Genomic DNA, 14,600 nt, shown 5'->3' with positions numbered 1-14,600 from the left:
ATTATAATGCGCAATCACAACAACAAGTTGATGCCTATTTAATATCAATACGCTGTTATTACATGTATGTAGTTAGAGATGGAGAAGAAATTCATTTAACCTCTGTATTCTCCTCCATTTCAGCCAAGTATCTAATCTGCCTTTCCGCTTTTCTAACCGCCGTACGAAAATGTTTTTTCAGCAGTTCTACTGTATTTTCACTTATATAATATCTTTCCGTTATACTTTCCCACGTGTCACTACTTTCAAATGTACTCCATTCAAAAAGGCGTTCTGTATCTTTCTTTAGTTCTTTAAACACCCATTTTCGCATCTTTTTTTTCGCTTTTTCTGTTAGTTTTCCGTTTTTTACAAGTTCAAGTTCACCATGTCTTTTGTATCGCTTATTAATATCTCTCTCACTATACACTTTAAGAAGTATATTTGCTGTATTTTCGGCATCTGCTAAAGCACGGTGCTGTTTCCCTTCCCACGTTAAAGCGAGCTGTTCTACCGCAAATTGTAAACTTGGCGTATGTTCAAACAATTCCTCATATGCTTGGAAAACAAATTTTTGCAAATCAATTCTACTTTCTTTTTCTATACTTGGGCATTCAACACCATGTAATGTACAATCATGAGATAGAAAACGATAATCTTCTTTTCCCCATGAAACAAATATAGAATCTTCGCCGATGAACTGAATAAATTTCTCTATAATTTGAGGGAATTTTTCTACACCCATTAAATCTTTCTTCGTAATACCGGTTAATTTTGTTGTATGACGAGTTAATCGTGCACTTGGTTTTACTAACTCCGAAAATTCTTCGATTATCTTCATTGTACCTATTTCTATTTTTACAGCTCCGATATCAACTATTTCTGACGGATCTTCTGATTTATACGGTCTGAAATTCCTCTCAATATCAAACACAATGTAATGTGTAGCGTTTTTCAATTTATTTACCTCTTTCTAAATTCCTTTTCACACAAACACTTTATTTTCAGTATTTATTTATTCATGTACTTTATACAAAAATACCCAAAAAAATAAATGAAAATTCAGTCTTGTTATGATATGTAAGTAGGAGGACATCTATAAAAATGCAAAAAAAAGAAGGGCGAGCCCTTCTTTTTTCAAAAATTACTTCTTGTTTACGTTAGTAGCTTGAGGTCCACGGTTACCTTGTTCTACTTCGAAAGTAACTTCTTGACCTTCTTCTAAAGTTTTGAAGCCTTCGCCTTGGATAGCTGAGAAATGAACGAATACGTCTTCTCCGCCTTCAACTTCGATGAAACCGAAACCTTTTTCTGAGTTAAACCATTTTACTTTACCGTTTTGCATGAAAAAAATCCTCCTACAATGTACCTATATGTACATATTCATTTTCAACCACCTTACAATAATAAGCCAGATATTAAAAAACTGCAACCCCTGAGGAGATTTAACATTGCTATCCTCCTCGGAAGTTACAGCTCATTTAAATCTCTATATTATTAAAAGTAAAATGGTTTAAATATACTATATCATATCAATATAATAAAAGTAAAGTTTTTTTCTTAAATTATTTTTCGTTCCCACTGCATTGCTTTTAATTCGCCTGATCCGGCTACTACATAACCATCTTTTTGATTAACAATGCGCCATCCGTGCCCTTTAACTGAATCACATACTGTAACAATACCTTCGTCAAGAAGCACACGGCACACACTACTAATACCCGCCTTATTTTGTGTTGAAGTTGTATATAAAACATGTTGATCTACACTTAAGTCTAAATAACTACTTGCTTTCTGCTCACTTTGACATGTATGCCAATATATTTTTTCACTCACAATACTTTCATCTATTTTACAATAAGAAATATTCCCGCTAACTCCCTTGCACGATCCACTTGCCGCTACTAAATAAGAATTGTGTAAAGTCAACGCGGAGATCATTTGATTCATCGCAATTTTAATCCTCTTTAATTTACGTGTCTTCAAATCAAAGAGCCAAACACCACCATATTTAGCATGTATTTTCGTACCAATAAATAAGTAATGCTTATATAAAAATAACGATCGAATAGACGCTGCCGCACTGCCATACTCAAGAAACGGATGAATAGTCTCCCATGTCGAACCGAAATTATTAGAAAGATACAGCGTTTTTTCTCCATGAGCAATGACAGTTCCTTGTACATTGCTACATACATTCCAACTCGTTGCTTTTGTTGGAAAACGCTGAATTGTCCAGTTCTCTCCACCATTCATACTACGAATAAAAATCCCTTCGTCACCTACACCATAAACTACATTATCTTCGCTATGTAAATCCCTAATTCGTTTTTGAAAACCATTTAAAATTCGTTTCCATTCTCCGTCTTGTTCAATAAATAAGCCATTATATGTAGTAGCTAACAACAGTTTTCCATCTCTTAACTTTGTAATAGCAGTTGCACTTAACATTGTCTCCACGTTGACACTCCCATTCTTAGAACTTCTCAGCAAATGCAATTGCAAAATTACTGCATTTTTCAACATCCTCTTCATCTTCTGGAGCTAATTCAATTTTCAATCCTTCTTGTACAAGCTCTGCACCACGTTCTACAAGTTTCTCTTCAAATATCGTTACCGCTTCACAAAACAGTTCATACGCCGTATCTCCTGATCCGAATACCGCTACTTTTTTCCCTGATAAATCTATATTTTCTAAGTCATCATGGAAATCTTCCGCTTCAAATGGTAGTTCACCATCTCCCCACGTATAAGATCCTAAAATGATTCCATCATAAGCTAATAATTCTTCAGCATCCATGCCTTCCATCTCTTGCAATACTACTTCATGATCAAAAGCATCTAAACTAACTTTTATTAAATCAGCAATACTCTCTGTATTTCCTGACATACTTGCATAAGCTATTAAAATTTTCGCCACTTCGGCATCCCCCTCTTACAATAAATGATTCTCATTCTCATTATATTAATAATGAGAATCAATTTCAATTGATTTTTTCTACTTTTATTTACATTACTTATTTCAAATAAAGTGAAACTTTAATGAGTAGGAGTTTTGTTCATCCCCCACTCATTATTAGTTGAACCAATCGGACTTTTACGGGCAGCAGGGCCCTCACCTAACTTCTTTGCTTCCACTGAATTTTGAGGTGGGGGGTCTTACTGTCCGGCAAATAGCGGGATAAATAAAAAAGCACAGATGACTATACAATCATCTGTGCTTTTTTATTACTTTTTAAAAATACCAAAAGGCTTTCCTACTGGTAAAACAACTTTTCCAAAGTGTGTATTTAACACTGCTGCTGCTGAACCATAGAAAGATAATAATGAAATAAGAAGTTCAGAATATGCTGCTAAATTATGCATTGCGTGCGGCATAACACCTAAAGTACTTAATGAAAGACCAATAAATAAGAAATCAATAAGGACAAAGATCATAAATAATACTTTATGTGTTTCCATTGCACCAATCGTCATAAAGATTGTGAAAATCAAATATCCGATAAAGGCTACACCAAGCTGTTTTGAATCTGCAGCTTGTGCTAATTTTTCGCCAAATACTCCAAGTTGAATTAACCAAGTCATTCCAACACCTAACCAAAATAGGCCGTACGCACCAAATGCTGTCGTACCGAATGTATTGTTATGCTTTGCATCGTGAATGCAAGCAAAGATTTGTGCAAATCCTCCTAAAAAGATTGCCCACGGTAATACAAGTGAAACGCCATCTGTTAAGCCTAACTTTTGAGATGATGCTACAAGTGTTACCATCGCTAATCCAAATAGACCAATTCCAGATGGATCCGCTGTTGTCATTTTCACATGATGTGTAGTAGTTTGATTGCTCATATAAACCTCCTGATTATAAACATACTCGAATACAATACTTAAATCAGAAGCCTATGTCAATGGTTTTTTTTGTATGTTGTCAGACGTTATATTTTATAATGATTAAATATATTTCCGACCACTTCATAAGGCTTTATATTCACTTTTTCCAACTCGTTTATCGGTAGCCATAACGGAATATAACTTCCTCTACCTTCCCGCTGAAATTCCTCAGCTGTTCCACTTCCGAACACTCCGCCTGTAATATAGGCATCATAATAATATTCATTTCCTTTATATTTTACCTTTGCAATAAGGTGCTCCACTTTTATATGTAGCCCTAATTCTTCATATACCTCTCTTTTCGTTGCCTCTTCAGGCGTTTCACCTTCCTCAACCCCTCCGCCAGGAAAAACATAATATGTTTCCTCTTCTCGAATACGTTTTATAAGAGCAATTTTCCCTTCCTGTACAATGATAGCCGCCCCGCGATTTCTTATCATTTTATTTCCTCAATACGAATCGCGACTGTTCCCCACTCTTTTTCTTGTTCTTTCGTATATATTTTGTATGTACTTTCTAACATTTCCTCTAAACTATCATTCTCACAATCCAATAATTTTTTATCAATTTGTTCATACATAGATTTAAAGCTCTCGTATCGCTTTATTTCCGTTACTTTTACCGTCATCATTTCCGTCGTCGTAAGATTCGTAAATACGATTTCATCGCCTTTGTTTATTAGTTGACGTTTTTTATCGTATAGGCGTACTTCATATACTTTTTTTCCTGATTGAATTGACTGAAACGGTTTATTATATAAACCCATTTCGTATCGCATACATCCCACTCCCTTTTGTTCATTTCACCTATTAATACAGTTCACATTACTACATCTTGCATATAATATTCCATACGTATCGCTTAATTGAGAAAGGAGGCTGAAGAAGCATGTTATATTTAAATCAAAAACCTGAATATAATAAATATGATATTGGTGATTATACTTATAGTAAAGTAGGGCCAACCATTTTTTCTTGGAACGATGAAACAAAATTAAAAATAGGTAAGTTTTGTTCCTTAGCAGAAGAAGTCGTTTTCATACTTGGCGGTGAACATCGAGCAGACTGGATAACAACTTATCCATTTAATGCACTTTTTGATGAAGGAGCACATATTACTGGTCACCCTTCTTCAAAAGGTGATATCGTAATTGGCAATGATGTATGGATTGGTTATCAATCCTGCATTTTATCTGGTGTTACAATTGGTAACGGGGCCATTATCGGCGCCAGGAGCATTGTTACAAAAGATGTACCCCCGTATGCAATTGTAGCTGGTAATCCTGCAAAATTTGTTCGATATCGTTTCCCGCAAGAAACGATTGACAAACTAGAGAATCTCGCATGGTGGGACTGGGACATTTCTGTTATAAAAGGAGCCATTCCATTACTACTCTCCGACAAAATCGACGAATTTTTCACCTCACCCAAAAAAGAATCTACATGATCAATACAGAAAGAGCATCCTTTTTTCCGGATGCTCTTTCTGTATTTATTTTTTATTTATTTGCAAATGATTACACGGAGAACATTGAAAAGGAATTTTCCCTAAGCAATTAAGATTCGTTTCACAAATTTGTTCTATCGTTGGAACAAATGGAATGACAACTATGTTACTTTCTACCATTTGTGTAACAGGTGGCAATACTGTGCCTACTTGATGTTCGAAACGAATACTCGCTTGGTTTATATAATTCCCTGAACCGCTTGGTGCTCTCTCCACTACTACTTGGAACGAAACTGTCTGTGCCTCACCCGGATTTAAACTTCCTATAAGAAATCCTGATACTGGATTTACATTTGACACTGGCGTATTATCAACAGTTACACTTCCAAGGACAAATCGAACACTACTATCTAACATATCTTGAAAACGAATATTTTGTATTGCTGTATCCCCCGTATTTGTAATAACTGTCGTAAACGTAATAACATCTCCAATCGTTGCTGTTTGATGGTCTGCCGTTTTTACGACTGTCGTTGAGACATTTTGAGGAATAAACGGGATAACAACTGTATTACTATCACCTTCAACTACTACTGGCGGCTCATTCGGATTTACAGTTGCGAGCCCATTCGCTGTAGCAGTATTTGTAACTAAATTATTTATTTGTTCTCCTGTTATGACAACTTGGAAATTAATAATTGCTGCATCATTTGGCTGAAAATCACCTAACGGAATACCAGTATTCGGGTTAGCGAATGGAAAAGGTACATCATTTACCGTTACCGTGCCATTTATAAATAGCGTATTCGGATCAATGATATCTGTTAACACAATATTGGTCACAGGAACTGTACTATCATTTATAACGGCAATTCCGTAAGTGACAACATCCCCTACCATCGCTACTTCAAAGTTTGCTCCTTTTGCAACAAATAAGATTGCAGTATTTACCGTTACAATAACTGTATTGCTCGTGTCCATCAATGTAACTGGCGGCTCTCCTGGTACTAAAATATATTCTGCTAACGCTCCAGCAACATTTACTACTGTTCCACCATCCGGAAAACTTGTAATCGTAGCTTCATATGTTACAAGTGCCGTCTCACCAACTGGAATATCTGGTATCGTAAATCCAATCTGCGGATTTAACCCCGGTTGTGGAACCCCATTTATCGTTACACTATTTGGTACGAAATCAGCTTCCTGAGATAGTACATCGATAAATTGAACATTCATTGCATCAGCAGTACCAGTATTTAATATACGAACAGTATACGTTACCGTTTCTCCTACGCCAACAACTGAATGGTCTACTTCTTTTAGCATTTCTAAGCTGCCTCTATTTATCGGCGTAACCGTCGTATTACTTGAATTTGTAATTGTAGACGGAGGTTCTCCTGGAATCAATTCGAAATCACCCGTTACTCTTGCTGTATTCATAATGCTACTAGACGGCGGAACTGCGATTACATTTACTTCAAATGTAATTAATACGCTATCCCCTACTGCAAGATCCGGTAATGAAAAGCCTACAAATGGATTTAAACCTACTTGCGGAATCCCATTTATTTGTACACTTCCAGGAACGAATTCTAAACTAGGTGATGGGACATCAATAAACTGAACATTCGTTGCTGTTACCGTTCCCGTATTTGTAACTTGCACACTATACGTTAACGTATCTCCTAAACGTGTTGCTTCTTTATTTACAGATTTTATAACGCTAAAACGCCCTCTATTTATTCTTGTTATCGTCGTATTACTCGGCTCTGTTACTACAACCGGTGACTCTCCTGGTACTAAAGTAAAGCTTCCTGTTATATTTGCAACGTTCGTAATTGTTCCTGATGACGGGATGTTTGTAACTATCGCTTGAAACGTCACGATAACCGTTTCACCAACTGGTATATCTCCAACTCCAAATCCAGTAATTGGATTTAAGTTTGGTTGCAGGGCTCCATTTATCGTTACACTATTTGGTACAAATGACGCTCCTGCTGAAATAGTATCAATAAACTGAACATCATTAGCTGTTACTGTTCCTGTATTCGTTATTTGAACCGTATACGTTAATACATCTCCAACGAGAGTAGCAGCCCTATTTACTTGTTTTATAACATTAAATTGTCCTCTATTTACAGTAGTAAGTGTTGTATTGCTCGGCTCTGTTACTATAACTGGTGGTTCTCCTGGTACTAATACAAAACTTCCTGTTACATTTGCCGTATTGGCAATTGTTCCGTTTGTTGGCACACTAACAACAGTTACTTGGAATGTGACTTCTACACTTTCACCTGGATTTATATCTGGAAGCGGGAATCCATTGTTCGGATTGAACCCAGGTTGTAACACACCGTCTATCGTTACACTATCTGGTACAAATGTGATAGAGGCCGGTAATACATCGCTATATTGAACATTCGTCGCTACCACTGTTCCTGTATTTTGAACGACTGTTGTATATGTGATTGTATCGCCTACTGCAACAACCGGCTGACTTACTGATTTTAAAACATTCAAACCAGATTCATTGATTTCTGTTAATGTCGTATTACTTGTCGTTGTTTCCGTAATAGGCGGTTCTGTTTCACTTACAGCAAATGTAGCTGTAACGTCTACAAAATTAACAATCGTTCCACCTTCTGGTATGCTTGTAACCACTTCCTGATATGTGACAAGTACAAAATCATCGACAGGTATATCTGGAACTGTAAAACCAATGAAAGGATCTAATCCTGGTGCTGGTACCCCGTTTATGCTCACACTTCCTGGTACAAATGCTACACCCGCGGAAGTAGTATCGATAAATTGAACATTCGTCGCTGGCACTGTTCCGAAATTAAAAATCAATACATCATACGTTAATATTTCTCCTACCGTCGCTACTTCTTTATCTACTAGTTTCAATGGAAAAATAAACGCTATATTAATTGTCGTAACGACTAAATTTGTTAATATCGTTTCCGTAATCGGTGGTTCCTGCGGATTTGGTTGTGAAGTAAATGTAACATCTGCATCATTTAATATGACTTCATTATCTGGAATTTCTGTAATCGTCACTTGGAATGTGACCTCAATACTTCCACCAGCGATTAATAATGGAGTAACTGTAAATCCTATTTCTGGATTTAATCCTGGTTGCTGCACTCCACCTATCGTTACACTATTGTCAACAAACGTCGTCCCTTCTGGAATGACATCTTGGAAGAGTACATCTGTAACAGGGATAATTCCTACATTCGTTATTAGCACTGTATACGTTAATACATCCCCGACAGCCCCAGTTGCAACATCAACTGTTTTTGTTGCTGTTACTTCACCAGGAGGAGGTAACGGTATTGTAACTACCGTTGTATTACTTGAATTCGTTGTTGTTACAGGTGGTTGTAAAGGATTCAATAAGAAAGTGGCTGTAGCAGATGCTGTATTTAATACTGCTCCACGTGTAGACGGTGCAACTACCGTAACTTGGAACGTTACTGTCAATGATGTTCCAGCTGCAATATTAGGAAGCGGGAAACCAATATTTGGATCAAATCCAGGTTGAGGCGTTCCATTTATCGTTACGCTATTTGCTACAAATGTTGTTTCTAAAGCAATTGGATCAATAAAAGAAACATTCGTTGCTGTTACTGTGCCGTTATTTCGAATGACTACAGAATACGTGTAAGTTTCTCCAAGTGCTGCTTGTTGTACAGATGAAGATTTTTGTATATTTAGCTGTGCTGTGTTTACTTGCGTCACTACAAAATTACTATTTGTTACAGTCGTTATTGGAGGGTTTGCTGGATTTATAAGAAAACTTGCAGTAACGTTCGATTGGTTTCTTATATTTCCACCGTTCGGAACACTCGTCACTGTAACTTGAAACGTAATCGTAGATGTTTGCCCGACCGGAATATTTGGTACTGGGAAACCTGCCATAGGATCCGCACCTTGCTGCACGACTCCGTTTATCGTCACACTATTTGCTACAAAGGCAGTACCAGACGGAATTGGATCTTGAAAAATAATATTCGTTGCAGGAACAGTTCCTGTATTTTGAATAAGAATCGTATACGTTAACGTATCTCCTACTCCTGCTTGCGATGTATTTACACTCTTCATTACATTAAGTGATCCTACATTCACTCGCGTCACAACAATATTACTAATCGTTACAATTGTAATTGGCGGCTGGAGAGGGCTTACTTGGAAATCCGCAGTTACATTCGCATTATTCGGAAGAACTCTATTTGGTGGTACACTCGTGATTGTCACTTGAAAAGCAACTGTTACCATCCCTCCTACTGGAATATTGGCAAGTGGAAATCCAGTTGTTGGGTTTAAACCTGGTTGAGATGTTCCGTTTATTGTTACACTATTTGTTACAAACGTTGTTCCAACTGGAATTGGATCAAGAAATGATACATTTGTCGCTGCTACCGTTCCACTATTTTGTATACGAACTGTATATGTTAACGTATCTCCTATTCCTGCTTCAGTAGCGCTTACACTCTTTCTCACATTTAACCCTGAAGAATTCACGACTGTCATAACAGTATTACTTGGTACCGTTACAGTAATTGGTGGTTCTGTGGGATTTACAAGAAAATCTCCAGTTACATTCGCATTATTTAGGACATTATTTCCTTGGGGAATGTCATCAATTAATACTTCAAACGTAACAATTACACTCGCACCAGTAGGCAAATTATTTAATGGGAATCCGAATTCTGGATCTGCCCCTTCTTGTAAGACCCCATTCACAAAGACACTGTTTTCAATAAATAATGTACCTTGTGGAATTGAATCTTGGAAAAATACATTTGTTGCTGGTACACTACCTGCGTTTATGATTTCGATTGTATATACTAAAACATCCCCTACCGTTGCAACATCCGTATTCACTGATTTCACAACTTCAAAGTTCCCTGATTGTACTGTTGTATTCACAATGTTACTCGGAACATTGATTGTTACGGGTGGTTCACTCGGATCCACTTGAAAACTTGCTGTTACATTTGCTTGATTTAAAATATCTTCATTTTCTGGATCCTGTACAATTAATACGTCAAATGTGACTACAACTGTTTGAGCCGCAGGAATATTCGGAAGAGAAAATCCTGTATTTGGATTCAATCCACTTTGTGGTACGCCATTAATTGTTACAGAATTTGCAACAAATGAGACAGCGGGAGAAATAGTGTCTTGGAAAAACACGTTTGTTAACGGAACGTTTCCTGTATTTTGGACGGCAATCGTATATGTTAAAGTATCACCTACTGCCGCTTGTGTCGTATTCACTTCTTTTATTACATTTAAACCACCTGTATTAACTTGTGTCACAACTGTATTCGTTTGTCTATTAATCGTCACTGGTGGTTGATTCGGAATAACAACGAAATTAGCAGATACATTTCCGCGATTCGCAATCGTGCCTCCGGATGGCGTAGATGTAACCCGTACTTGAAATGTAACCGTCCTACTTCCGCCTGGAGAAATATTTGCTATCGTAAACCCAGTTGCCGGATTTGCTCCAGGTTGTGAAATCCCATCTATAGTTACACTATTTACGATAAAAGTCGTTCCAGTTGGGATTGGATCTTGAAAAACAACATTCGTCGCAAGTACATTTCCTGTATTCTCAATTGTAACGGTGTACGTAAGAACGTCATTTACAGTTGCAAAAGCTCGATCTACTGTTTTTCGCGTTCTTATATCAGCTACATTAATTGTAGTAAATACAGTATTACTTGTCGCTTGACCTGAAATTGGTGTTTGACCAGGCACTGGGGTATAGATAAATGTTGCACTTGCACGATTTGGAATTGGATTTACAAGAGGATTAGATGTTACTCGAACTTGAAAGCGGACTACAGTCGTTTGCGAGGCATTAATACTCCCAAGATTAATACTACTTGCTGGATTTGCTCCTGGACGCGCTACTCCATTTACCGTAACACTATTTGGAACAAATGTTGTTCCAGCAGGGATATTATCAACAAAAATAACATTGTTCGCAGTGATGTTTCCATTATTCGTCACATTAACTGTATACGTTAATATGTCATTAATTGTTGCTGTTTGCAAATCTACAGACTTTTGTAAGCTTACATTCGCACGATTAATTATCGTCTGTACTGTATTTGAAGAAGCTGTACTTGTAACGAGTGGGCTTCCTACGAAAGGACGGAATTGATAAGATACCACCGCACGATTTGGAATTGGATTTGGATTTGGAAATGACGTGATCCTTACCTGAAATGTTACAATTCTCTGCGCATTATTAGGTATCGTTCCTAAATTAATTCCACTAGCTGGGTTCGCGCTCGGTTGCGCTACTCCCCCTACCGTCACACTACCAGTTATAAACGTCGTTCCGTTTGGAATACTGTCTTGTAATACAACGTTATCTGCACTTCCTGTCCCTGTATTCGGAACAGTAATTGTATAGGTGAGAATATCTCCAACTCCTGCAACTGTTTTATCAACTGATTTAACAGGATTAATAATTGGACCCGTCGCATCAATTTGAACACCAAAACCAGCTGCAGCGTATCCATCTCCATTTGTAACGAATCGAACTGTTGCTGACGTTTGATTATTTACTAATGATGAAGTGGCATTTACATTTGTAATATCCCATCCTTGTCTTCGGACAGCCAAAGCTATCCCTAACGGCTGATTCAACTCTCCAAACGTTCCAGTTGTATCTAACTCTCCAATGTCGTTACAAATTTGTGACTGAAAGAAATTATTAGCAGGGTTTCTCGGGCCGAATAATGCAATTGTAGCATTTGCATTCGGGCCGAAGCGAAGTTGATCTCCAACAATGTTGGAATCACCTTCTTGAGCAGTTACGAGCACTCTTCCTGTAACTGCTCCTGTTCCCGGAGTAGCAAATCCTGAAATGATAGTATCAACTGGTGGTGATGAAGCATCGATAATTTCTTGACCTGCATATACCGACAAATTCCGAAGTGGTAAACTTGCATTTTGATACACTACCTCAAGCGTCCATCCAGCTGAACGACTGATTGTCGGATCAGCCGAAGTTCTTGTAGCTGGGACGGCCCCTGTCGTATAAGTTCCTGCCCCACCCGCACTAACAAGATTCGTTACATTAGCAGAGCGAGCATAATAAAACTGATTGCCTACTGAGCCTTGCTGCGCGGTAGCAGGATCTGGCGTAACAGAAAATGTTCCTGCTGGTGTTGTAAATGTAATATTATCATTTAAAAATGGTAAAACATCTTCCGTATCAGTCCGGAAAGTTCCTGCCCAAACTAACTCTGCATACAAAATACTACTCCCTGCCGGAAGATTTAAAATTGCACTTGAAGAATTCAATCGCCAGTCATCCGTTGTACCTGCTGGGAACCCTGGTACTTGCAGCGCTGTATTTACCGTTGTAAAAACAGCAAGTGTACCAAAAATATTACCTGGTGCAGGCGATGTGGGACTAAGTCCTAACGTGTTCCCAGTGAACGTGACGGCACCAGTTACTGTTGTCGTAAAGCGATTCAAAAAAGGCACGTAATCATCTCATTTCATTTATAGTAAAAAGTGCTCTATACTATAAAATGTAGACAAACTATGCAATGTACTTTGTCCAACAAAATTCCGCACGTATGAGAGGAGCTTACTACACTATGCGCTATGTTATTATAACAGGAACTTCACAAGGTTTAGGTGAGGCTATCGCCGCGCAATTGTTAGAAGAAAACACGAGTATTATCTCTATTTCTAGAAGAGAAAATAAAGAACTTACGAAACTTGCACAGCAATATAATAGCAATTGTGTTTTCCACTCCTTAGATCTTCAAGATGTACATAATTTAGAAACGAACTTTAACAAAATCATTTCATCTATTCAAGAAGACACTGTATCATCTATTCATTTAATTAATAACGCTGGTACACTCGCACCTATGAAACCAATTGAAAAAGCAGAAAGCGAACAATTCATTACGAACGTTCACATTAATTTACTTGCACCTATGATTCTTACATCTACTTTCATGAAACATACAAAAGAATGGAAAGTAGATAAACGCGTTATAAATATTTCATCTGGCGCAGGAAAAAATCCTTATTTCGGATGGGGCGCTTATTGTACAACGAAAGCAGGTGTAAATATGTTTACACAGTGCGTAGCGACTGAAGAAGGGGAAAAAGAATACCCAGTAAAAATCGTCGCTTTTGCACCTGGTGTTGTTGATACAAATATGCAAGCACAAATTCGTGAAACAAATAAAGAAGACTTCACAAATTTAGACCGCTTCATCACATTAAAAGAAGAAGGAAAACTATTATCACCTGAATATGTAGCAAAAGCTATTCGTAACTTACTAGAAACTGAAGACTTCCCTCAAGGCGAGGTTATTAGAATTGATGAATAACAAAAAGGCGTGCTAAATTAGCATGCCTTTTTGTTCTACTTCTCTAAAAATATAAGCATAGACTCCGCAATTTGTTCATAACCAATTTCTTGGTAAATTTTATTCGATGTCGGATTCGCTAGATCAGTATATAACGTAGTTGTCTTGTATCCTTCATCTAACATACGTTGACTAAGTGCCGCTACACAATTAGATGCGTATCCCTTTTCCCTTGCTTCTTTCGGCGTATACACGAAATTAACTGTTATATTATTTTTAGTTGGGCGTGTTTTTGCAGCTACAGAAACAAGTTTTCCGTCTATTTCTAAACCAAATAGACGACGATTAGTAATTAATATATGTGCGGTTTGTTCCGCTTCTTCTTTTGTAGTAGGAAGATTCACTTCTTCGCAAAATTGGTATATCCACTGTTCTATTACTGGTAGCTCATCACTACTTACTTCTTTAAAGACTCCATCTCCGTTCCACTTTTTCTTCACTTGTTTTAATTCATATATACCTTGCTCCATTGCAATAGTAGTTTTCTTATTTTCTAACACGGCAATCTCTTCCGCTAATCTCTGTACAATTTTCTTATTACCAATTAATCCAGGAACATTCGGATATACTTCCGCTAATTTTTTTGCAAGTTCCACGATGGCCTCTTCCACCATTTCAGACGTAGCAACAATAATTTGTTTCTTTTCTTCTGTTTGAAGAAATACAATTGTAATTTCTTCCTCTTGTTTTACTACCCCCATAAATATCGGTTGTTGTACCATTTGTAATACACCTAATATGAGATTATTTTCCTGTTCATTTTTTTCTAAAAATGGTGTAACCGCTTCTTTAAAATTAACAATCTCTTCATATACACGTAATTGAATCATCGACAATCTCTTCTCTCTATTTATAGTTTCA

General features: G+C 37.2%; 11 protein-coding genes. 2 read left to right on the top strand and 9 right to left on the bottom strand.

Annotated features, from left to right (window positions below; genetic code table 11):
- Positions 1-91 precede the first annotated feature (91 nt).
- The 7 genes from ACTFRH_RS11315 to ACTFRH_RS11285 all read right to left on the bottom strand — a co-directional run bounded on the left by ACTFRH_RS11315 (position 92) and on the right by ACTFRH_RS11285 (position 4,648).
- A complete protein-coding gene (locus tag ACTFRH_RS11315; RefSeq protein WP_000786428.1) occupies positions 92-937 on the bottom strand; it encodes an exonuclease in 846 nt (281 codons plus the stop codon).
- Between the two features lie 186 nt (positions 938-1,123).
- Positions 1,124-1,324 (bottom strand): cold shock-like protein CspB, encoded by a 201-nt coding sequence (cspB, locus tag ACTFRH_RS11310; RefSeq protein WP_001179150.1) that lies wholly within the window; start codon positions 1,322-1,324, stop codon positions 1,124-1,126.
- Between the two features lie 215 nt (positions 1,325-1,539).
- On the bottom strand, positions 1,540-2,439 hold the full coding sequence (locus tag ACTFRH_RS11305) for a WD40/YVTN/BNR-like repeat-containing protein (RefSeq protein ID WP_000449487.1): 900 nt from the start codon (positions 2,437-2,439) through the stop codon (positions 1,540-1,542).
- A gap of 16 nt (positions 2,440-2,455) precedes the next feature.
- Entirely contained in the window at positions 2,456-2,899 is a 444-nt protein-coding gene (locus ACTFRH_RS11300) for a flavodoxin (protein WP_001062755.1), read from the bottom strand.
- 308 nt (positions 2,900-3,207) lie between these two features.
- Positions 3,208-3,828 (bottom strand): acetate uptake transporter, encoded by a 621-nt coding sequence (locus tag ACTFRH_RS11295; RefSeq protein WP_000070938.1) that lies wholly within the window; start codon positions 3,826-3,828, stop codon positions 3,208-3,210.
- Between the two features lie 86 nt (positions 3,829-3,914).
- A complete protein-coding gene (locus ACTFRH_RS11290) occupies positions 3,915-4,310 on the bottom strand; it encodes an NUDIX hydrolase (protein ID WP_000620833.1) in 396 nt (131 codons plus the stop codon).
- Positions 4,307-4,648 (bottom strand): ASCH domain-containing protein, encoded by a 342-nt coding sequence (locus ACTFRH_RS11285; RefSeq protein ID WP_001268365.1) that lies wholly within the window; start codon positions 4,646-4,648, stop codon positions 4,307-4,309. Before ACTFRH_RS11285 ends, ACTFRH_RS11290 begins: the two co-directional genes overlap by 4 nt.
- Before the next feature lie 110 nt (positions 4,649-4,758).
- Here ACTFRH_RS11285 and ACTFRH_RS11280 point away from each other — a divergent pair, with 110 nt between their 5' ends.
- On the top strand, positions 4,759-5,316 hold the full coding sequence (locus tag ACTFRH_RS11280; protein ID WP_000966299.1) for a CatB-related O-acetyltransferase: 558 nt from the start codon (positions 4,759-4,761) through the stop codon (positions 5,314-5,316).
- Positions 5,317-5,361: 45 nt separating this feature from the next.
- Here ACTFRH_RS11280 and ACTFRH_RS11275 read toward each other — a convergent pair whose 3' ends face one another.
- Positions 5,362-12,834, bottom strand: coding sequence for a DUF7507 domain-containing protein (locus ACTFRH_RS11275; RefSeq protein ID WP_001116399.1), 7,473 nt, complete (start codon positions 12,832-12,834; stop codon positions 5,362-5,364).
- Positions 12,835-12,950: 116 nt separating this feature from the next.
- On the opposite strand from ACTFRH_RS11275, the gene ACTFRH_RS11270 reads away from it, so the two are divergent.
- Positions 12,951-13,700: a (S)-benzoin forming benzil reductase gene (locus tag ACTFRH_RS11270; RefSeq protein WP_001271038.1), complete on the top strand. Its 750-nt coding sequence runs from the start codon at positions 12,951-12,953 to the stop codon at positions 13,698-13,700.
- Between the two features lie 35 nt (positions 13,701-13,735).
- Here the strand turns inward: ACTFRH_RS11270 and ACTFRH_RS11265 are convergent, their stop codons facing one another.
- Positions 13,736-14,569, bottom strand: a complete 834-nt coding sequence (locus ACTFRH_RS11265) for a GNAT family N-acetyltransferase (protein ID WP_000615484.1) — start codon at positions 14,567-14,569, stop codon at positions 13,736-13,738.
- Between the last annotated feature and the right edge of the window lie 31 nt (positions 14,570-14,600).

Source organism: Bacillus cereus group sp. MYBK216-1 (genome assembly GCF_051916495.1).
Lineage (GTDB): Bacteria > Bacillota > Bacilli > Bacillales > Bacillaceae_G > Bacillus_A > Bacillus_A thuringiensis_K.
Note: the sequence above shows the minus strand (reverse complement) of the source record. Positions and strands in the feature narration are given on the sequence as shown.